General features: G+C 62.8%; 18 protein-coding genes. 7 read left to right on the top strand and 11 right to left on the bottom strand.

Annotation, left to right across the window (positions count from 1 at the left end; all coding sequences use genetic code 11):
• Positions 1–196 precede the first annotated feature (196 nt).
• Positions 197–406: a cold-shock protein gene (locus APH36_RS02450; RefSeq protein ID WP_003252255.1), complete on the top strand. Its 210-nt coding sequence runs from the start codon at positions 197–199 to the stop codon at positions 404–406.
• 76 nt (positions 407–482) lie between these two features.
• Here the strand turns inward: APH36_RS02450 and APH36_RS02445 are convergent, their stop codons facing one another.
• From APH36_RS02445 to APH36_RS02430, 4 genes are all read right to left on the bottom strand, one after another.
• Positions 483–860 carry a hypothetical protein gene (locus APH36_RS02445; protein ID WP_016712948.1) on the bottom strand — a complete coding sequence of 126 codons (378 nt, stop codon included), beginning with the start codon at positions 858–860 and terminating at the stop codon, positions 483–485.
• Positions 861–877: 17 nt separating this feature from the next.
• Entirely contained in the window at positions 878–1,690 is an 813-nt protein-coding gene (locus tag APH36_RS02440) for a putative RNA methyltransferase (protein ID WP_060497338.1), read from the bottom strand.
• The gene (gene dapE / locus APH36_RS02435) at positions 1,690–2,841 is read right to left on the bottom strand and encodes a succinyl-diaminopimelate desuccinylase (protein ID WP_060497337.1); all 1,152 of its coding nucleotides are present in this window, start codon (positions 2,839–2,841) and stop codon (positions 1,690–1,692) included. Before dapE ends, APH36_RS02440 begins: the two co-directional genes overlap by 1 nt.
• 97 nt (positions 2,842–2,938) lie before the next feature.
• Entirely contained in the window at positions 2,939–5,530 is a 2,592-nt protein-coding gene (locus APH36_RS02430; protein WP_060497336.1) for a glycosyltransferase, read from the bottom strand.
• A 119-nt stretch (positions 5,531–5,649) separates the two neighbouring features.
• Here APH36_RS02430 and tcdA point away from each other — a divergent pair, with 119 nt between their 5' ends.
• A complete protein-coding gene (gene tcdA / locus APH36_RS02425) occupies positions 5,650–6,459 on the top strand; it encodes a tRNA cyclic N6-threonylcarbamoyladenosine(37) synthase TcdA (RefSeq protein WP_164524974.1) in 810 nt (269 codons plus the stop codon).
• 49 nt (positions 6,460–6,508) lie between these two features.
• Here tcdA and APH36_RS02420 read toward each other — a convergent pair whose 3' ends face one another.
• The 4 genes from APH36_RS02420 to APH36_RS02405 form a co-directional block, all read right to left on the bottom strand.
• Positions 6,509–6,919 (bottom strand): SufE family protein, encoded by a 411-nt coding sequence (locus APH36_RS02420; RefSeq protein WP_060497334.1) that lies wholly within the window; start codon positions 6,917–6,919, stop codon positions 6,509–6,511.
• A complete protein-coding gene (locus tag APH36_RS02415) occupies positions 6,916–8,121 on the bottom strand; it encodes a cysteine desulfurase (protein WP_060497333.1) in 1,206 nt (401 codons plus the stop codon). The genes APH36_RS02420 and APH36_RS02415 overlap by 4 nt, the downstream gene beginning before the upstream one ends.
• A gap of 81 nt (positions 8,122–8,202) precedes the next feature.
• Entirely contained in the window at positions 8,203–9,237 is a 1,035-nt protein-coding gene (dapD, locus tag APH36_RS02410; RefSeq protein ID WP_060497332.1) for a 2,3,4,5-tetrahydropyridine-2,6-dicarboxylate N-succinyltransferase, read from the bottom strand.
• A 31-nt stretch (positions 9,238–9,268) separates the two neighbouring features.
• Positions 9,269–9,616, bottom strand: a complete 348-nt coding sequence (locus APH36_RS02405) for an ArsC family reductase (protein ID WP_060497331.1) — start codon at positions 9,614–9,616, stop codon at positions 9,269–9,271.
• Positions 9,617–9,925: 309 nt separating this feature from the next.
• On the opposite strand from APH36_RS02405, the gene APH36_RS02400 reads away from it, so the two are divergent.
• Positions 9,926–11,572 carry a Na+/H+ antiporter gene (locus APH36_RS02400; RefSeq protein WP_016712939.1) on the top strand — a complete coding sequence of 549 codons (1,647 nt, stop codon included), beginning with the start codon at positions 9,926–9,928 and terminating at the stop codon, positions 11,570–11,572.
• 105 nt (positions 11,573–11,677) lie between these two features.
• On the opposite strand, the gene dapC is transcribed toward APH36_RS02400, so the two are convergent.
• The 3 genes from dapC to map are packed head-to-tail and all read right to left on the bottom strand — an operon-like array spanning position 11,678 to position 16,431.
• Positions 11,678–12,874, bottom strand: coding sequence for a succinyldiaminopimelate transaminase (gene dapC, locus APH36_RS02395; RefSeq protein ID WP_060497330.1), 1,197 nt, complete (start codon positions 12,872–12,874; stop codon positions 11,678–11,680).
• 30 nt (positions 12,875–12,904) lie between these two features.
• On the bottom strand, positions 12,905–15,607 hold the full coding sequence (locus APH36_RS02390; protein WP_060497329.1) for a [protein-PII] uridylyltransferase: 2,703 nt from the start codon (positions 15,605–15,607) through the stop codon (positions 12,905–12,907).
• Between the two features lie 41 nt (positions 15,608–15,648).
• Positions 15,649–16,431, bottom strand: a complete 783-nt coding sequence (map, locus tag APH36_RS02385; RefSeq protein WP_060497328.1) for a type I methionyl aminopeptidase — start codon at positions 16,429–16,431, stop codon at positions 15,649–15,651.
• A 307-nt stretch (positions 16,432–16,738) separates the two neighbouring features.
• Here map and rpsB point away from each other — a divergent pair, with 307 nt between their 5' ends.
• The 4 genes from rpsB (at position 16,739) to frr (ending at position 20,003) form a co-directional block, all read left to right on the top strand.
• On the top strand, positions 16,739–17,476 hold the full coding sequence (gene rpsB / locus APH36_RS02380; RefSeq protein ID WP_003252287.1) for a 30S ribosomal protein S2: 738 nt from the start codon (positions 16,739–16,741) through the stop codon (positions 17,474–17,476).
• A gap of 185 nt (positions 17,477–17,661) precedes the next feature.
• The gene (tsf, locus tag APH36_RS02375) at positions 17,662–18,525 is read left to right on the top strand and encodes a translation elongation factor Ts (protein ID WP_060497327.1); all 864 of its coding nucleotides are present in this window, start codon (positions 17,662–17,664) and stop codon (positions 18,523–18,525) included.
• 180 nt (positions 18,526–18,705) lie between these two features.
• Positions 18,706–19,449, top strand: a complete 744-nt coding sequence (gene pyrH / locus APH36_RS02370) for a UMP kinase (RefSeq protein WP_003252294.1) — start codon at positions 18,706–18,708, stop codon at positions 19,447–19,449.
• Positions 19,446–20,003: a ribosome recycling factor gene (gene frr / locus APH36_RS02365; RefSeq protein ID WP_060497326.1), complete on the top strand. Its 558-nt coding sequence runs from the start codon at positions 19,446–19,448 to the stop codon at positions 20,001–20,003. Before pyrH ends, frr begins: the two co-directional genes overlap by 4 nt.
• Positions 20,004–20,006: the final 3 nt, after the last annotated feature.

Genomic DNA, 20,006 nt, shown 5'->3' with positions numbered 1-20,006 from the left:
TCCAGCTAATTAGTCTGCCGTATCGGCGTAAGTTCAGCAAAAATCGGCCAACTGCGGGACCGTCATCAATTTTTTTTGTTCTGTGTCATATACTCGGCCTGCCACTTGCAGGATATTTCGGCAAGCGGCGTTGGCACGGGGCCGTGAGCTCATGCCTACAAGGCGATCTTCACAATAAAAATCCGGAGTAGTTCAGATGTCGTCTCGTGAGACTGGGAATGTAAAGTGGTTCAACGATGCCAAGGGTTATGGCTTCATTCAGCGCGAAGGTGGAGCGGATGTATTCGTCCACTATCGGGCGATCCGCGGTGAGGGGCATCGTACCCTGGTCGAAGGGCAGCGCGTGGAATACGCCTGCGTGCAGGGCCAGAAAGGCCTGCAAGCCGAAGACGTAGTAGGGCTCTGAGCCTCAAGCTGTAAGCCTCAAGCTGCAAGTGACCGTGTACTTGCAGCCTGATGCGATCCCTCTTGTAGCTTGCTGCTCAAGAAGTACGCCAGGTGATTTCCTCTTCACCGTCGGCGCTGATGCGGACCCAGCGGTCGGCATCTTCTTCCCCGTCTTCCTCCACCCAGCCACCCGGCGCACAGCGCACTTCCACACCCAGTGCGGCGAAGGCGGCGCGGGCACAGGCGACATCATCCGCCCATGGCGTCTGGTCGCTTTCCAGGTACAGGCTGTTCCATTTCCCTACAGCCTTGGGTAACCAGGTGACCGGAATGTTACCGGCCTGGCATTTGAAGGTATGACCTTTCTGCTTCCATTCGCTGCACGGGCCGATTGCCTGGGCGAGCCACTCGGCAATCTGCTTGTGGTCGACGTCGGCGTCCTTCAGGTAGATCTCGATATCAGGTTGGCGCATAAGGGCTCCGGGTGTGCTCAGTCTTGGCGCACGAAATAGTCATAACGCATGGAAACCGTAACCTCGAACGGCTCGGCCTGGTCGATGACCCGCGCGCGTTTTTCGGCGCTGGCGCGCCAGCCGTGCGGGGTCATGGCCAGCAGGTCGGCGCGGGCCTTGGGTTCGGCCAGGCTCAGGCGGAACTCAAGGGTTTCGCTGTGGGCATGGGCCATCCCGTCGGGGACCAGGACCAGGTGTTTGTCGTCGGCGTAAGGGCGTACTTCATCGTAGAGCACTTCGCGCAGTTCCATCAGGTGGCCGCTGGTAGGGCCGACCCGCATCAGGCCGCCGCCGGGGCTGAGCAGGCGCTTGGCCTCGGCCCAGTCCAGTGGGCTGAATACACTGGCGATGAACTGGCAACTGGCGTCGGCCAGGGGCACGCGGGCCATGCTGGCGACCATCCAGGTGACTTCCGGTGCACGACGGCAGGCACGCTTGACCGCCTCGCGGGAAATGTCCAGCGCGTAACCGTCGGCGGCCGGCAGGGCCTGGGCGATCTGCGCGGTGTAGTAACCCTCGCCGCAGCCGATGTCCAGCCAGGCGCCGGGCTGGCGCTCGGCGGCAAGCTCGGCCAGGCGACTGGCCACCGGGGCATAGTGCCCGGCATCGAGGAAGTCGCGACGGGCCTCGACCATGGCCTGGTTGTCACCCGGGTCGCGGCTGTTCTTGTGCTGTACCGGCAGCAGGTTCAGGTAACCCTGGCGGGCGCGGTCGAAGTGGTGGCCGGCCGGGCACACCACACCGTTGTCGAGCCGGCTCAGCGGCGCCTGGCAAAGGGGACAGGCGAGCATCAGGCGAGCAACCGGACCAGGGTCTGGTAGTAGATTTCGGTCAGCAGGTCGAGGTCGCTGGCCAGAATCCGCTCGTCCACCTGGTGAATGGTGGCGTTGACCGGGCCCAGCTCGACCACCTGCGTACCCATGGTGGCGATGAAGCGGCCATCGGAGGTACCGCCGCTGGTGGACGGCTGGGTGTCGCGGCCGGTGACGCCCTTGATGCTGGCCGCCACAGCGTCCAGCAGTTCGCCCGGTTCGGTGAGGAATGGCAGGCCAGACAGCGCCCAGTCGATCGACCAGTCCAGTTCATGCTTGTCGAGAATCGCCGAGACGCGCGCCTGCAGGCCTTCGACGGTGGACTCGGTAGAGAAGCGGAAGTTGAACAGTGCAGTCAGCTCGCCCGGGACCACGTTGGTGGCGCCGGTGCCGGAATTGAGGTTGGAGATCTGGAAGCTGGTCGGCGGGAAGAACGCGTTGCCTTCGTCCCAGTGCTCGGCTGCCAGCTCCGCCAGGGCCGGGGCGGCCAGGTGGATCGGGTTGCGTGCCAGGTGCGGGTAGGCCACGTGGCCTTGCTTGCCGCGCACGGTCAGTTTGGCACCCAGCGAACCGCGACGGCCGTTCTTGACCACGTCACCCAGCAGGGTGGTGCTGGAGGGTTCGCCGACGATGCACCAGTCCAGGCGTTCGTTGCGCGCTTTCAGGCGTTCGACCACCGCCTTGGTGCCGTGGTGAGCCGGGCCTTCCTCGTCGCTGGTGATCAGGAAGGCGACCTTGCCACGGTGGTTCGGGTAGTCGTGCACGAAGCGCTCGCTGGCGATCACCATGCAGGCCAGGCTGCCCTTCATGTCGGCAGCGCCACGGCCGCAGAGCATGCCGTCGGCGTCGATCAGCGCTTCGAACGGTTCATGCTGCCATTGCTGCACCGGGCCGGTCGGCACCACGTCGGTGTGGCCGGCAAAGCACAGCACCGGGCCCTCCTGGGTGCCGTGGGTGGCCCAGAAATTGTCGACGTCTTCAATGCGCATCGGCTCCAGCTGGAAGCCCACAGCGCCTAGACGGTTCATCATCTGCGCCTGGCAATCGGCGTCGACGGGGGTGACCGAGGGGCGACGGATCAGGTCGCAGGCCAGTTGAAGGGTAGGCGAGAGCTCGGCAGGGGCCGTCATGGGGGACTCCGGGGCAAGGCAAGGCGGGGAAATCTGAGGGGCGTTATCTTATATCAAACAGACAGTCCAGTGGGGCCGCTTTGCGGCCCCACTAGTCTCAAGCTTGTTGCGGTTCCGCAGCCTTTTCCACCGGCTTGGGCAGCGAAGACAGCAAGGCCATCACCAACGCCGCGACATACGGCAATGACTGTACCAGCAGCATCGCCACCCAGAAGCGCATGTCCGAACTCGGCAGCCCCTGCACCAGGTAGATGCCCAGCGCCGCGCCCCACAGCAGCAACATGATGAACAGCTCTTCGCGCGCTTCGGAAAGCGCCACCAGCAACCCATGGCTGTCGGCATTCTTCGGTGTGCGGAAGAACGGCATGCTGCTGGTGAAGAACCCGTACAGCACCGCCTTGGCGATGGTGTGCGACAGCGCCAGGCCAGCCAGCGCTGCGGCGAAGGCGTCTTTCAAGTTCACGCCTACTGCACGGCGATACAGGAAGATGATCTTGCCCACCTTGAAGAAGAACAGCGCCAGCGGCGGGATGGCGAAGATCATCAGCGGCGGGTCCACGCGGTGCGGGACGATGATCATCGCCGCCGACCACAGCAGCGCGCCGATGGTGAAGAAGATGTTCATGCCATCGGCGATCCATGGCAACCAGCCGGCCAGGAAGTGATAACGCTGGCCCCGGGTCAGCTCGCTGTCCTTGCCGCGCAGCAGGGCGCTGGCGTGGTGCTTGATGATCTGGATGGCGCCATAGGCCCAGCGGAAGCGTTGCTTCTTGAAGTCGATGAAGGTGTCAGGCATCAGGCCCTTGCCGTAGCTGTTGTGGGCGTAGGCCGCCGACAGGCCTTTTTCGAACACACGCAGGCCCAGTTCGGCGTCTTCGCAGATGCACCATTCGGCCCAGCCCAGCTCTTCTAGCACCGTGCGCCGGGTCATGGTCATGGTGCCGTGCTGGATGATCGCGTCACGGTCGTTGCGGGTGACCATGCCAATGTGGAAAAAGCCCTTGTACTCGCTGTAGCACAGCTTCTTGAACGCGCTTTCGTGCTGGTCGCGGTAGTCCTGCGGCGACTGCACCACGGCAATTTTCGGGTCGGCGAAGTGCGGCACCATGTGCTTGAGCCAGTTGCGGTCGACGCAGTAGTCCGAGTCGATCACCGCGATCACTTCGGCGTCCTTGGCGGTGTGCGGGATCAGGTAGTTCAGCGCGCCACCCTTGAAACCGGCCAGGGGCGCGACGTGGAAGAACTTGAAGCGCTCGCCGAGCTTCTCGCAGTGGGCCTTCAGCGGCTCCCATACGGCTGGGTCCTTGGTGTTGTTGTCGATCACCAGCACTTCGTAGTCGGGGTAGTCCAGTGCGGCCAGGGCATCGAGGGTCTGCTTGACCATCTCGGGTGGCTCGTTGTAGCACGGCACATGCACCGACACCTTGGGCCGGTAAGCGCTGTCGGCCTGCACCGGCAGGAATTCGCGGCGGCGCTTGTGTATCCATACCGCCTCGGCCAGTTCGTGGGCTTCGGTCAGCAGCACAATGAACACGCCCAGCGCGCCAAGGGCCAGCAGCACGCCCACGGTCAGGCTGAACCAGGTGCTGTATTGCTGGCTGTAGTCGTAGGCGATCCACACCAGCACCGACCCGCACAGGAAGGTGATGAAGGTGAGGAAGGTGCGGCCGCGCTGACGCAGGGCCGAGCCGTCGATGAACAGCACCATCAGGGCGATCATGGCCAGCACGACCGACGCCACGGCCAAAGCACGCCACTGCGGGATCGCCACCACCGGGCCGTCGAAGTTGAACTTTTGCTGGCGCTCGGCGTTGTACACGCCCCAGTAGGCCCCTACCGAGCCTTCATCGCTGGCCTTCCACGGCTGGTCATAGGCTTCGATGACGAAGTAGTTATAGCCACGGCGGTTGAGGGTGTTGACCAGCGTTCGCAGGTAGATGGCCTGGTCGGCCTGGGTGGCATCGGCACCTCCGCGCATGCGGCCGTTGCTCGGCCAGCCGACCTCTGACAGCAGCAGGGGTTTACGCGGGAACTGGTGCCGCAGTTCACGGGCACGGTCGAGCACGAACTCGACCGAATCCTTCATTGGCACGAACTCCCAGTAGGGCAGGATGTGCGCAGCAATCAGGTCGACGTGCTTGGCAATTTCCGGGTTTTCCTTCCAGATGTGCCATTGCTCACTGGTGGTCACGGGCACCTTCACTGCTGCACGCACCCGGTCTAGGTACTTGATGAGGTTTTCCGGGGTAACCTCTTCACGGAACAGCGCCTCGTTGCCGACCACGACCCGCACCACACTGCGAGAGGTGTTGGCCAACTGGATGGCGGTGGCGATTTCGCGCTCGTTGCGTTCCAGGTCCGGGCTGATCCAGATGCCCAGCGTTACCCGCAGGCCGAACTCCTCGGCCAGGCGCGGGATGTCGGCCTGGGTGCCCTCCACGGTGTAGATGCGGATGCTGTCGGTCAGTTTGCTCAACTGCTCCAGGTCCTGGCGCATCTCGTCGTCCGTGGGGTACTGGCCTTTTTGCGGGCTTTCACCCAGGCGGAACGGCGAATACGAAAAGCCAGAGATCTGCTCTGGCCAGGCGGGGGCGGAAACCGGGCGGTTGATCAGTGCCCAGAACCCGGTGAACAACGCGGCGATGGCCAGGACCACGACCAGGTTCAGGCCAAATTTACGTGAAGACATTGTCGTCCATTTGTGTCGAAGTGATAGGACATTAAAGCAGGGTTGGCAGTGTCTTTCCTAACGATGCAGGCGATGGGCCGGCTGGCATATAATGCGCGCCGGTTTTTTGGGGTATGAAGATGAGCACAGAAGATCCACGCTTCGCCGGCGTTGCCCGGTTATACGGCGACCAAGGGCTGCAGCGCCTGGGCCAGGCCCACGTGGCTGTGGTCGGGATTGGCGGGGTAGGCTCGTGGGTGGCTGAAGCGCTGGCCCGCAGCGGCGTAGGGGAAATCACCCTGTTCGACCTGGACGATGTGTGCGTCAGCAACACCAACCGCCAGGCCCATGCCCTGGAAGGCCAGGTGGGGCGGCCCAAGGTCGAGGTCATGGCCGAGCGCCTGCGGGCGATCAACCCGGCGTGCACGGTGCATGCGGTGGCCGACTTCGTTACCCGCGAGACCATGGTTGAGTACATTACCGAAAACCTCGACTGCGTGATCGACTGTATCGACAGCGTCATGGCCAAGGCGGCGCTGATCGCCTGGTGCCGTCGGCGCAAGATCGCCATCGTCACCACCGGGGGTGCCGGTGGGCAGATCGACCCCACGCAAATCCAGATTGCCGACCTGAACAAGACCTTCAACGACCCGCTGGCTTCGCGGGTGCGTTCCACCTTGCGTCGCGATTACAACTTCTCGCGCAATGTCAGCCGCAACTATGGCGTGCCATGCGTGTTCTCCAGCGAACAGCTGCGCTACCCCAAGGGCGATGGCAGCGTTTGTCTGCAGAAGAGTTTCGTGGGTGAGGGGGTGCGGCTGGACTGCTCGGGTGGCTTTGGTGCGGTGATGATGGTGACCGCGACCTTTGGCATGGTGGCGGCGAGCAAGGCGATCGAGAAGCTGGTGGCCGGTGCGCGGCGGCCTTCGGAGCGGGTCAAAGCTGAATAAATTGCGCTGGCTTCTTCGCGGGCGAGCCCGCGAAGAAGCCAGCGCCGATTTAGCGGTTGGACGCCAACTCCGCCATCCGCTGCAGCACTGCATGTAGCCCATTACTGCGCGATGGCGACAGCTGACGCTCCAACCCCAGCTGGGTGAACCAATCGCGCAAGTCGAGCCCAACCAGCTCTTCACTGGGCAAGCCTTGCACCCGCACCAGCAACAACGCCAGCAAGCCGCGTAATAAGCGCGCATCGCTACTGGCCTTGAACCGCCAAAGCCCGTCAACGTGCTCGGCCACCAGCCAAACCAGGCTTTCGCAGCCATGCACCCGGTTGGCGTCGGTCTTCTCGGCATCATCCAGCGGTTCCAGCCGCTCTCCCCACTGCATCAGCAGCCGCGCCCGCTGTTCCCAACCCTTGCCCTGTTCAAAAGCCTCCAGCGCCTGACGTGCTTGCTCCGGCATGCTCATCGCAGCAGCTCCAGGCACTGATCCAGCGCAGCGAAGAAGCGCTGAAGGTCATCGCTGTCGTTGTACACGCCCAGCGACACTCGAATTGCGCCTTCAAGGCCCAAGCCTTTCAGTAGTGGCATGGCGCAATGGTGCCCGGCTCGTACGGCAATGCCTTGCTCGGTGAGCAGGTGGGCGATATCGGCATTGTGCACCCCCTCGATAACGAAGCTGGCCAAGGCCGCCTGTGGCGCACCGAGCACCCGCACGCCCTCGCGGTCGGCCAGCCCACGGAGCAGGTGCTGGTGCAGGCTGGTTTCGTGGGCTTCGAGCGCCTGGGCGTCGAGGCTGGCCAGATAGTCCAGGGTTGCGCCCAGACCAATCACCCCGGCGATTGGCGGCGTACCCGCCTCGAAGCCCAGCGGGGCCGGGCGGAAGCTGGCGCTCTGGTACTCGGCCAGTTGCACCATCTCGCCCCCGAACTGCCAGTGGCGCAACAGTTCCAGTGCCTGAGGGCGGCCATACAGCACGCCAACCCCGTCCGGGCCATACAGTTTGTGGCTGGAGAACACATAGAAGTCGCAACCCAGGTGCTGCACATCATGGCGACCATGCACCACCCCCTGGGCACCGTCGACCACGGTCAGTGTGCCCTGGGCGCGGGCATGGGCCAGTAGCGCCGGCAGTGGCTGCCAGGTGCCCAGCACGTTGGACAGCTGGCTGACCGCCAGCACCCGGGTGCGGGGGCCGATCAGTTGCAGCGCCTGCTCCAGGTCGATGCGGCCTTGGGTATCCAGCGGCAGCACCACAAGGCGCAGGTTGCGCCGACGCGCCAGCTGTTGCCAGGGCAGCAGGTTGGCATGGTGCTCCAGCGCGCTGACGGCGATTTCGTCACCGGCTTCGAAGCGATGTTCCAGGCCGTAGGCCAGAAGGTTCAGCGCCGAGGTGGCGCCGTGGGTGAACACGATCTGCCGGGAGTCCGCGGCATTCAGCCAGGCGGCGACCTTGTCGCGGCTGGTCTCGAACGCCTGGGTTGCCAGTGCGCCGGGCAAGTGCTGGGCACGGTGCACGTTGGCCGCGCCATGGCCGTAATAATGGCTCAGGGCGTCAAGCAGGGCTTGCGGCTTCTGGGTGGTGGCGGCACTGTCCAGGTAGGTCTGGTGCTGCCGTTGCAGGGCGGCGATGGCGGGGAAGTCGGCACGCCAGGGGGAGGGCTGGAACATGTTCACGGGGCCTGGAATGAAAATCGGGTCTGGCGCGGTGGCGCCAGACCCGATCTTAACACCTCAAACCCGGGAAGGTTCTCAGTTGTGGGCGTGCAGCGCTTCGTTCAGCTCGATGGCCGACTTGTGGGTCTTGCACTCCACGGCGCCGTTCAGCGAGTTGCGGCGGAACAGCAGGTCGGTCTGGCCAGCCAGGTCGCGGGCCTTGACCACTTTGACCAGCTCGTTGTTCTCGTCCAGCAGGTTCACCTTGGTGCCCGCGGTGATGTACAGGCCGGCTTCGACGGTGTTGCGGTCGCCCAGCGGAATGCCGATACCGGCGTTGGCGCCGATCAGGCAGCCTTCACCCACCTTGATGACGATGTTGCCGCCACCGGACAGGGTGCCCATGGTCGAGCAACCGCCGCCCAGGTCCGAGCCCTTGCCAACGAATACGCCAGCGGACACGCGGCCTTCGATCATGCCAGGGCCTTCGGTGCCAGCGTTAAAGTTGACGAAGCCTTCGTGCATGATGGTGGTGCCTTCGCCGATGTAGGCGCCTAGGCGCACACGGGCGGTGTCGGCGATACGCACGCCGGCAGGGACCACGTAGTCGGTCATTTTCGGGAACTTGTCCACCGAGAACACTTCCAGCAGCTCGCCCTTCAGGCGCGCTTCCAGTTGCAGCTCGGCCAGTTCGGCCAGATCGACCGCGCCCTGGTTGGTCCAGGCCACGTTCGGCAGCAGCGGGAAGATACCGGCCAGGCTCACACCGTGCGGCTTGACCAGGCGGTGCGACAGCAGGTGCAGCTTCAGGTAGGCCTCTGGGGTGGAGGTCAGGGCAGCGTCTTCGGCCAGCAGGGTGGCGACCAGCGGCTTGTGGCTCTCGGCCAGGCGGGTCAGCAGGGCGGCCTGGGCCGCGTCAACGCCTTTCAGGGCTTCGGCCAGTTGCGCGGCCTGGGCGTTGCTGAAAGCGATGGCCTGGTTGCCACCTTCATAGCCCAGCACCGGGGCTACAGCAGCGACCAGTTCGGCGCTCGGGTTGAGCAGGGGTTGTGCGTAGAACACTTCAAGCCAGGCGCCCTGGCGGTTCTGGGAGCCGACACCGAAGGCCAGGCTGAACAGGGTATTGGACATGTGATTACCTCGTGCGAAATAGGGGAGGGGCTCAGGCCAGGGCAGCGGCGTACAGGTCGGGCTTGAAACCGACCAGGGTACGCGCGCCAAGGTCCAGCACCGGGCGTTTGATCATCGACGGCTGGGCCAGCATCAGCTCGACGGCCTTGGCCTGGTCGAGGTCGGCCTTGCTGATGTCGTCCAGCTTGCGGAAGGTGGTGCCAGCACGGTTGAGGATGACTTCCCAGCCGTGTTCGTCGCACCAGCGGTTCAGGCTGTCACGGTCGATGCCTTGGGTCTTGTAGTCGTGGAATTCGTAGGCGATGGCCTTGTCTTCGAGCCAGGTACGCGCCTTTTTCATGGTGTCACAGGCTTTGATGCCGTAGAGCGTGTAGGTCATTGTGTGCATTGGGGTCACAGGTTGCCCCAATCTCTCCGTTTTCCGAATGTCAGTCGCGGGATTATGCGGGAACGAACCTGTGAGCGCCACGGGTGTGCTTGTCTTGAGCCTTACAGTGTGTCGGAGATCGAGCGCCGCCTACGCGGCGCTCGATCTCCGATCTACCGAGGTATCATCATGTTACATATTCCAGGGCGACCTGCGACTATCGTGCAGCGGCCCCAAACCGCCGCTCGCCGCTAACATATTGTTTCAATGGCGATGTTTCGCCCTGCTATCGTTTCTGGTTCACAAAGGAAGCTTTCCCGGATGCAGTCCGCTTACACCGTCCTCATCCTGCTGACGCTGGTCAGCCTGTCGAAGCTGGTTGGCCGCATGGTGCCGCTGCCCTTGCCGTTGGTGCAGATTGCCGCCGGTGCCTTGCTGGCCTGGCCGACATTGGGCCTGCATGTGGCCCTGGACCCCGAATTGTTCCTGTTCCTGTTCTTGCCGCCGCTGCTGTTTGCCGACGGCTGGCGCATCCCCAAGCGTGAGTTGTGGCGAATCCGTGGGCCGGTGGTGGCATTGGCCGTAGGGTTGGTGTTGTTCACCGTGGTCGGAGCCGGTTACTTCATTCACTGGTTGTTGCCGAGCATCCCGCTGCCGGTGGCCTTTGCCCTGGCGGCAGTACTGTCACCCACCGATGCTGTTGCCGTGTCGGCCATCACCCAGGACCGCCTGCCCACGCCGCTGATGCACATGTTGCAAGGCGAGGCGCTGATGAACGATGCGTCTGGCCTGGTGACCTTCAAGTTTGCCCTGGTGGCGGCAATCACCGGGGTGTTCTCGCTGGCTGATGCGAGCTTCACCTTTGTTCTGGTGGCGTTGGGCGGCCTGGCGGTGGGTGTCGCCCTGAGCTGGCTGATCGGCCGCCTGCGTGCCTGGATGATCGCCCGCGGCTGGGATGATCCGGCCACCCACGTCGTGTTCATGTTGCTGCTGCCGTTTGCCGCTTATGTATTGGCAGAGCGCCTGGGCGTATCGGGCATCCTTTCGGCGGTGGCGGCCGGCATGATGCAAAGCTGGCTCGACCTGTTGCCACGGCAGACCAGCACGCGGCTGCTCAACCGCAGTGTGTGGTCACTGCTGGAGTTCGCCTTCAATGGGCTGATCTTCCTGCTGCTGGGCCTGCAATTGCCGGACATCATCAAGGCCGTGGTCAGCCACGAACCCACTGTTTGGCCGACCCTGGCCTACCGTTGCCTGGATGTAGTAGCGATCTTTGCTGCGCTGATCTTGCTGCGGTTCATCTGGGTACAGAGCATCTGGCGGTCGATTGGCGTGGTCCGCCGCTGGCGCGGCAAGCCCGCGCTGGTGCTGATGCCCACGGCGCGCTCCTGCTGGTTGCTGACGCTGGGTGGCGTTCGCGGTGCCGTTACCTTGGCCGGTGTGATGTCTATTCCGTTGTTGATAGGGGCGGGCAAGGCCTTCCCGGAACGTGACCTGCTCATCTTCATTGCCGCAGGGGTGATCTTGTTGTCGCTGATAAGCGCCTGTATCGCGCTGCCGTTCTTGTTGCGCGGGGTAACCAAGAGCGCAGACGAGCGCTTGCACCAGGAGGTGCAGGAGGCCTGGCGGCGTACGGCCGAGGCGGCGATCCACGCCCTGGAGGCTGAAGAGGTGATCGACAGCAATGCCCCGCAGGACGCCGCGCAGGCGACACTGGCAACCGAGCTGAAGGCGCGGTTAATGGCGGAGTACCGGGATGAGCTGGACAGCTATAACGACAGTGCCGAGGCGAAGGCGCTGGCCGAACAGATGGACTTGCTGGAGCGGCGTTTGCGCTTGCGTGCGCTGCGGGCGCAGCGGCTGGAGCTGTATAACCTGCATCGCCAGCACGAGGTGGGGGATGAGGTGGTGCGGCAGGTGCTGGGGGAGCTGGATATGAGCGAGGCAAACCTGGGGCCGGTCAAGTAGACCCTATCAAGGCCATTCGCGGGCAAGCCCGCTCCCACAGGTACTGCGCTGATTATGAATGCAGCGTAGTACCTGTGGGCGCGGGCTTGCCCGCGAATAGGGCTGTCAGCGGCTTTGCAGGAATGCGCGAATCCGCTCTGCCGCCTCGATGCATTCAGCCAGCGGTGCAACCAGCGCCATGCGCACACGCCCGGCACCCGGGTTTACGCCGTCCACCTCACGCGACAGGTACGACCCCGGCACCACGGTCACATGTTGGGCTTCGAACAGGTCACGGGTGAATTCGGCATCGTCACCCGGCACCTTGGCCCACAGGTAGAAGCTGCCGTCCGGGCGCTGCACGTCCAGCACCGGCTGCAGAATGTCCAGCACGGCATCGTACTTGGCGCGGTACTGGTCGCGGTTCTCGCGCACATGCGCCTCGTCCTGCCAGGCGGCAATGCTGGCCAGCTGGGTTTGCACCGGCATGGCGCAGCCGTGGTAGGTGCGGTACAGCAGGAACGGCTTGATGATCTCGGCGTCGCCCGCCACGAAGCCCGAACGCAGGCCCGGCAGGTTGGAACGCTTGGACAGGCTGTGGAACACCACGCAACGTTTGAAGTCGCTGCGGCCCAGTTCGGCGCAGGCGGTCAGCAGGCCTGGAGGCGGCGCATCTTCGTCGAAGTACAGCTCGCTGTAGCATTCGTCGGCAGCGATCACGAAGTCGTGCTCGTCAGCCAGGGCGATCAGCTTCTTCAGGGTTTCCATCGGCACCAGCGCGCCAGTGGGGTTGCCTGGCGAGCACAGGAACAGGATCTGGCAATGTTTCCACACTTCGGCTGGCACCGCGTCGAAGTCGGGGTTGAAACCATTGCTTTCCAGGCACGGCAGGTAGTGCGGAGTGGCCCCGGCCAGCAGCGCTGCGCCTTCGTAGATCTGGTAGAACGGGTTGGGGCTGACCACCAGGCCATCATCGGCGCGGTTGACCACGGCCTGGGTGAAGGCGAACAGCGCTTCGCGGGTACCGTTGACCGGCAGGATGTGGCGGTCGGCGTCCAGCCAGCCGGCGGGCACGCCAAAGCGCCTTTCGCACCATTGGCCAATCGCCTGGCGCAGAGCCGGCAGGCCGATGGTGCTGGGGTATACCGCCAGCTTGTCGAGGTTGTCGGCCATGGCCTGGGCGACGAACGCCGGCGATTCGTGCTTCGGCTCACCGATCGACAGGGCGATGGCGCGTTTGTCCGCCGCAGGCTTCACACTGCCCAGCAGGGCGCGGAGCTTTTCGAAGGGGTAGGGCTGAAGCTGGGTTAAGGCATGGTTCATCGGCGCAAGGTCTCGTCAATCGTCTAATCGTTAAAAGGTCACGCGGGTCGGGCTGGCGTCGCTACCTTGGCCGGCCTGCAGTTGCTGCACGATGGCTTCCTGCAGGCGGCTGCACAGCTGCGGGTCGGACAGCGGCTGGTTGTCGGCATCGGTGATGAAGAACACGTCTTCCACCCGTTCGCCGAGGGTGGCGATCTTGGCGTTTTGCAGCGACAGGTCGAACTCCAGGAAAATCCGCCCAAGCCGGGCCAGCAGCCCCGGGCGATCGGGCGCCGTGATTTCGAGGATGGTCACCGGGCGCTGGGCATCGTTGAGGATGGTCACCTGCGGCGGGAAGTCGAAGTGCTTGAGCTGGCGCGGTACCCGGCGCTGGATGATGGTCGGGTAGTCCTCGGGGTTGCGCAGTGCTTCGGTCAGGCCGTCGCGAATCTGTTTGACCCGCTGCGGGTTGTCGCCGATCGAGCCGCCGTCGTTATCCAGCACGATGTAGGTGTCGAGGGTGAACTGGCTGCTCGACGTGATGATCCGCGCGTCATGAATGTTCAGGTTCAGCTGCGACATGGCGGCCACCGTCACGGCGAAGAAATCATGCTGGTCGGGGGCATAGATGAAGATCTGCGTGCCGCCTTCGAACTCGCGCTGGGTGGTTTCCTTGATCAGCACCAGCGGCCCGCCATCGGCGGGTTGCTGCAGAATCGCGTCACTGTGCCAGGCCACGTCGGCGGCGTTGTGCTTGAGGAAGTAGTCATCGCCCAGTTGCGACCACAGCTGCTCGACGTCGTCCGGGTCGGTGCCTTCGCGCACCAGGATGTCCAGCGCTGCGGATTGTGTCTGGCGAATTTGCTCTTCGCGGTCCAGCGGGTTTTCCAGGCCCCGGCGCAGGGCACGCTTTGTCTCGGTATACAGCTGACGCAGCAGGCTGGCCCGCCAGGAGTTCCACAGGCTGGGGTTGGTGGCGTTGATGTCGGCCACGGTCAGCACATAGAGGTAGTCCAGGCGTGTCTCGTCACCCACGTGCAGGGCAAAGTCGTTGATCACCTGCGGGTCGGACAGGTCCTTGCGCTGGGCGGTGGTCGACATGACCAGGTGGTTCTGCACCAGCCAGACGATCAGGCGGCTGTCCCAGGCCGGCAACTGGTGGCGCTCGCAGAACTTCTTCGCATCCACTGCACCCAGTTCGGAGTGGTCGCCCTGGCGGCCTTTGCCGATGTCGTGGTACAGGCCAGCCAGGTAGATCAGCTCGGGCTTGGGCAGGCGGCCCATGAGCTTGCTGGCCAGCGGGAATTTCTCGGACACCGGCGTGTATTGCAGCTTGCGCAGGTGCTTGATGAGGTTGAGGGTGTGCGCATCGACCGTATAGATGTGGAACAGGTCATGCTGCATCTGCCCGACAATCAGCCCGAACTCCGGCAGGTAGCGGCCAAGGATGCCGTAGCGGTTCATCCGACGCAGGTTGCGGTGGATACCGATTTCGCACTTGAACAGCTCGATGAACAGGCTGGTGTTGCGGATATCGGTGCGGAACGTGTCATCGATCAGGTGCCGGTGCTCGCGCAGCAGGCGCACGGTATCGGCACGCACGCCTTTGATTTCCGGGTGTTGGGCCATCAGCACGAAGATTTCCAGCATGGCGAACGGCGTGCGCTTGAACACGTTCGCGTGGGTGGCCTCGATATAGCCATCATGCAGGCGGAAACGCGCATTCAGCGGCTGGGTGGTGCCGCTGTCGTCGTCGGCGAGGATCACTTCCTCGAAATGCTGGATGATCAGGTCGCACAGCTGGCTGATGCTCATCACCACCCGGTAGTACTGCTGCATGAACTGCTCGATTGCCCGCTTGGGGTTTTCGTCGCTGTAACCCAGCAGTGCGGCCAGGCTGCGCTGATGATCGAACAGCAGTCGGTCCTCGGCGCGCCCGGCCAGCATGTGCAGGGCGTAGCGCACCTTCCACAGAAAGTCCTGGGAGGAGGCCAGCAGCTCGTTCTCGCTTTCCAGCAAAAAGCCTTCGCCAGCCAGTGCATGCAGGTTCAGGGTGCCGTACTGGCGGCGCGCCACCCACAGTACCGTCTGGATGTCGCGCAGGCCGCCTGGTGAACCCTTGACGTTGGGTTCGAGGTTGTACTCGGTGTCGTTGTACTTGTGGTGGCGGGCCTTGAGTTCGGCGCGCTTGGCCAGGAAAAATTCCTTGCTCGGCCACATGTGTGCGGTGCTGGTTACCTCCAGCATGCGCTGGCGCAGAGCCTCGGGGCCGGCAATGGTGCGGCTTTCCATCAGGTTGGTGATGACCGTCAGGTCGGCGCGGGCCTGTTCGGCGCACTCGTCGACGGTGCGCACGCTCTGGCCCACTTCCAGGCCGATGTCCCACAGCAAGGTGAGAAAACGTTCGATGGCATCGCGGTACTGCTCGTGCTCGGCGGCGCCCAGCAAGATCAGCAGGTCGATGTCCGAATGCGGGTGCAGTTCACCGCGCCCGTAGCCGCCCACCGCAACCAGGGCGATGCCGCTGTGGTCGCCCCAGTCGAATTGGTTCCACGCCTGTTGCAGGATGTTGTCCACGAGCCAGGCGCGGGCTTCGATCAGTGGGCGGATTTCGCCGCCCGCGCGAAAACGCTTGTCGAGCACCTCGCCGGCCAGGCGGATGGCTTTCTTGAAGGCGGCGATAGGGCTCGCCTTGAGGGCCAGTTCCGCCTGGAACTGGCCGCGGTCGAACAGCTCGGGATCCACCTGTGGCATTGCGTCACGTTCCTGTCGTGGGGTGGCCTGTCGGAGTACGGTCAGGCCGAGGTGCGCGGGATGGTGTCGTCCTTGCGCAGGGTGAAGATCTCGTAGCCGGTCGCGGTCACCACCAGGGTGTGCTCCCATTGGGCCGAGAGCTTGCGGTCCTTGGTGATGGCGGTCCAGCCATCGCCCAGTACCTTGGTGTCGGCCTTGCCCTGGTTGATCATCGGCTCGATGGTGAAGGTCATGCCTTCTTTCAGTTCCATGCCGGTGCCGGCACGGCCGTAGTGCAGGATTTGCGGCTCTTCGTGGAACACCTTGCCGATGCCGTGACCGCAAAACTCGCGCACCACCGAGAAGCCGTTCTTTTCCGCGTGCTTCTGGATCACTTCACCGATGTCGCCCAGGCGGCAGCCCGGCTTGACCAGCTCGATGGCCTTGTACATGCACTCCTGGGTCACCTTGGACAGGCGTTCGGCCCATACCGGTACGGTACCCACGTGGAACATCCGGCTGGTGTCGCCGTGGTAGCCGTCCTTGATCACGGTGACGTCGATGTTGAGCGTGTCACCGTCTTTGAGCGGCTTGTCGTTGGGGATGCCATGGCAGACCACATGATTGATCGAGGTGCAGATCGACTTCGGGTAGCCCTTGTAGTTGAGCGGTGCCGGGATGGCCTGCTGGACGTTGACGATATAGTCGTGGCACAGGCGGTCGAGCGCTTCGGTGGTGATACCGGGCTTGACGTGCTCTTCGATCATTTCCAGCACGTCGGCGGCCAGGCGGCCAGCGATGCGCATCTTTTCGATGTCTTCTGCGGTCTTGATGGTGACGGTCATTACAGGCTCTCTACGGCGCCGTATACGGCGCGAACAAACGGGAAAGGCCTTATTCTATCAGAGCGTCAAGGATCAAGCTGCAAGCTGCAAGAAGAAGCGGATTGTCGCTTGCAACTTGCAGCTGTTCTCACCGGGTTCCGTTCGGCCGCGGTCTGTGGTATAAAATGCGCCGCTTTCGGGGACGACCCCGTCAGCACTTAAACCCACACACGTGTCGACACGATGACCTGGGTGCCCCGAGTTGCGAGATTCGCGGGTTGGTCATTGGGATACGTGGAGGCCCAACCCGACTTATCAAGGAACTATCATGTCCCAAGTCAACATGCGCGATATGCTGAAGGCCGGTGTGCACTTCGGCCACCAGACCCGTTACTGGAACCCGAAAATGGGCAAGTACATTTTCGGCGCGCGTAACAAGATCCACATCGTCAACCTGGAAAAAACCCTGCCAATGTTCAACGACGCTCTGTCGTTCGTTGAGCGTCTGGCCCAGGGCAAGAACAAGATCCTGTTCGTCGGCACCAAGCGTTCCGCTGGCAAGATCGTCGCCGAGCAAGCTGCTCGTTGCGGTTCGCCATACGTTGACCACCGTTGGTTGGGCGGCATGCTGACCAACTACAAGACCATCCGCGCTTCGATCAAGCGTCTGCGCGACCTGGAAACCCAGGCCGAAGACGGCACTTTTGCCAAGCTGACCAAGAAAGAAGCCCTGATGCGCTCCCGCGACCTGGAAAAACTGGATCGCAGCCTGGGCGGCATCAAGGATATGGGCGGTCTGCCAGACGCTCTGTTCGTTATCGACGTTGATCACGAGCGCATCGCGATCACCGAAGCCAACAAGCTGGGCATCCCGGTTATCGGCGTTGTCGATACCAACAGCAGCCCTGAAGGTGTTGACTACATCATCCCGGGTAACGATGACGCCATCCGCGCTATCGAGCTGTACATGACTTCGATGGCTGACGCAGTCATCCGCGGCCGCAACAACGTTGCCGGCGGCACCGAAGTTTACGCTGAAGAAGCGGCTGCACCTGCTGCTGAGTAATAGGCGCTAGCGTCTACTTGGCACGCAAAAAGGGGGCTCTGCCCCCTTTTTGCCACCTTGAAATCCTGCTGTCAGCATCGGCCCCGCATCATGGGCTCGCTGAACTGAAAACAGCGGATTAGCAGAATTGAACGCCCGTGACGAACGGGTGGAATGGTTGAAAAACTTTCCAAGAGGATTTTGAAATGGCAGCAATTACTGCAGCGCTGGTAAAAGAACTGCGCGAGCGTACCGGCGAAGGCATGATGGATTGCAAGAAGGCCCTGGAAAAGGCCGGCGGCGACATCGAGAAAGCCATTGACGACATGCGTGCCTCGGGCGCCATCAAGGCCGCCAAAAAGGCTGGCAACGTCGCTGCTGAAGGCGCTATCGCGGTCAAGACCGACGGTAAATCCGCCGTCCTGCTGGAAGTGAACTCGCAGACCGACTTCCTGGCCCTGCAAGACGACTTCAAGAGCTTCGTCGCCGAAAGCCTCGAGCAAGCCTTCGCCGAGAAGCTGACCGACGCTGCTCCGCTGATCGCTTCGCGTGAAGCTGCTCGTGAAGCCCTGGTTGCCAAGTGCGGCGAGAACGTCAACATCCGTCGCCTGGTGCGCGTTGAGGGTGACGTTGTCGGTGCCTACCTGCACGGCAACAAGATCGGCGCTGCCGTTGTCCTGAAAGGCGGCGACGTCGAGCTGGCCAAGAACATCGCCATGCACGTTGCGGCTTCGAACCCTGAGTTCCTGGATTCGTCGGAAATCTCCGCCGAGGCCATCGAGCGCGAGAAGGGTGTCTTCCTGCAGCTGAACGCCGACAAGATCGCCGGCAAGCCGGAAAACATCGTTGAGAACATGATCAACGGCCGTATCACCAAGTTCAAGGCCGAAGCCTCGCTGAAAGAGCAATCTTTCGTCATGAACCCGGAAGTCAAGGTTGGCGAACTGGCCAAGAAAGCCGGCGCTGAAATCGTTTCCTTCACCTACTTCAAAGTAGGCGAAGGCATCGAGAAGCCAGTCGACGACTTCGCTGCTGAAGTTGCCGCTCAGGTAGCTGCTGCCAAGCAGTAAGACAGCCCCGTCTGTCGCCCAAAAGAGGCTGCCCGCTCACGCGCGCAGCCTCTTTGTCAAAACGGCGAAGGGTTTATAAAACTCGCCGCCGCTGGCACCAAAACGGTGCCACGCTACAGTTAGCAGGCTGCAAACAGCCCGCACGAATTTTCTAAAAGTACGCCGCAGGAGAGACTCGCAATGGCTCAGCAGGTGAGTGGTCGCCAACCTCGCTATAAACGCATTTTGCTCAAACTTAGCGGCGAGGCCCTGATGGGCTCGGAAGACTTCGGGATCGACCCGAAAGTGCTGGATCGCATGGCCCTTGAAGTTGGCCAGCTGGTAGGGATCGGTGTCCAGGTCGGCCTGGTGATCGGTGGTGGCAACCTGTTCCGCGGCGCCGCGCTCAGCGCAGCCGGCATGGACCGCGTCACCGGCGACCACATGGGCATGCTGGCCACCGTGATGAACGGCCTGGCCATGCGCGATGCGCTGGAGCGCTCGAACATCCCGGCCCTGGTCATGTCGGCCATTTCCATGGTCGGTGTCACCGATCATTACGATCGTCGCAAAGCTATTCGCCACCTCAACTCCGGGGATGTGGTAATTTTCTCCGCCGGTACCGGCAACCCGTTCTTCACCACCGACTCCGCGGCCTGCCTGCGCGCCATCGAAATCGATGCCGACGTGGTGCTGAAGGCGACCAAGGTCGATGGTGTGTACACTGCCGATCCATTCAAGGACCCTCACGCCGAGAAGTTCGATCACCTGACCTACGATGAGGTCCTGGATCGCAAGCTAGGTGTGATGGACCTGACCGCAATCTGCCTGTGCCGTGACCACAAGATGCCATTGCGGGTATTCAACATGAACAAGCCTGGCGCCCTGCTGAACATCGTGGTGGGTGGCGCTGAAGGTACTCTGATCGAGGAAGGCCAAGCATGATCAACGACATCAAGAAAGACGCGCAGGAGCGCATGGGCAAGTCCATCGAAGCCCTGGCTCGCAACCTTGCGGCGATCCGCACCGGTCGCGCTCACCCAAGCATCCTGGACAGCGTCAAGGTCACTGCCTGGGGTAGCGAGATGCCGCTGAACCAGGTGGCCGCGATCACCGTCGAAGATGCCCGCACCCTGAAGATTGTCGCGCACGACAAAAACCTCAGCGCTGCCATCGAAAAGGCCATCCTCACCTCCGACCTGGGCCTGAACCCGTCCAGCGCCGGTACCACCATTCGCGTGCCAATGCCGGCCCTGACCGAGGAAACCCGCAAGGGTTACACCAAGCAGGCCAGCGGTGTGGCCGAGGATGCCAAGGTCGCTGTGCGCAATGTGCGCCGCGATGCCCTGGGCGACCTGAAGAAGCTGACCAAGGACAAGGAAATCAGCGAAGACGAAGAACGTCGCGCGGCGGACGAGATCCAGAAGCTGACCGACAAGTACATTGCTGAAGTCGATGCTGCTTACAAAGCCAAGGAAAAGGACCTGATGGCCGTCTAAGGC

The organism is Pseudomonas sp. NBRC 111133 (assembly GCF_001320605.1).
Classification (GTDB): Bacteria; Pseudomonadota; Gammaproteobacteria; order Pseudomonadales; family Pseudomonadaceae; genus Aquipseudomonas; species Aquipseudomonas monteilii.
Note: the sequence above shows the minus strand (reverse complement) of the source record. Positions and strands in the feature narration are given on the sequence as shown.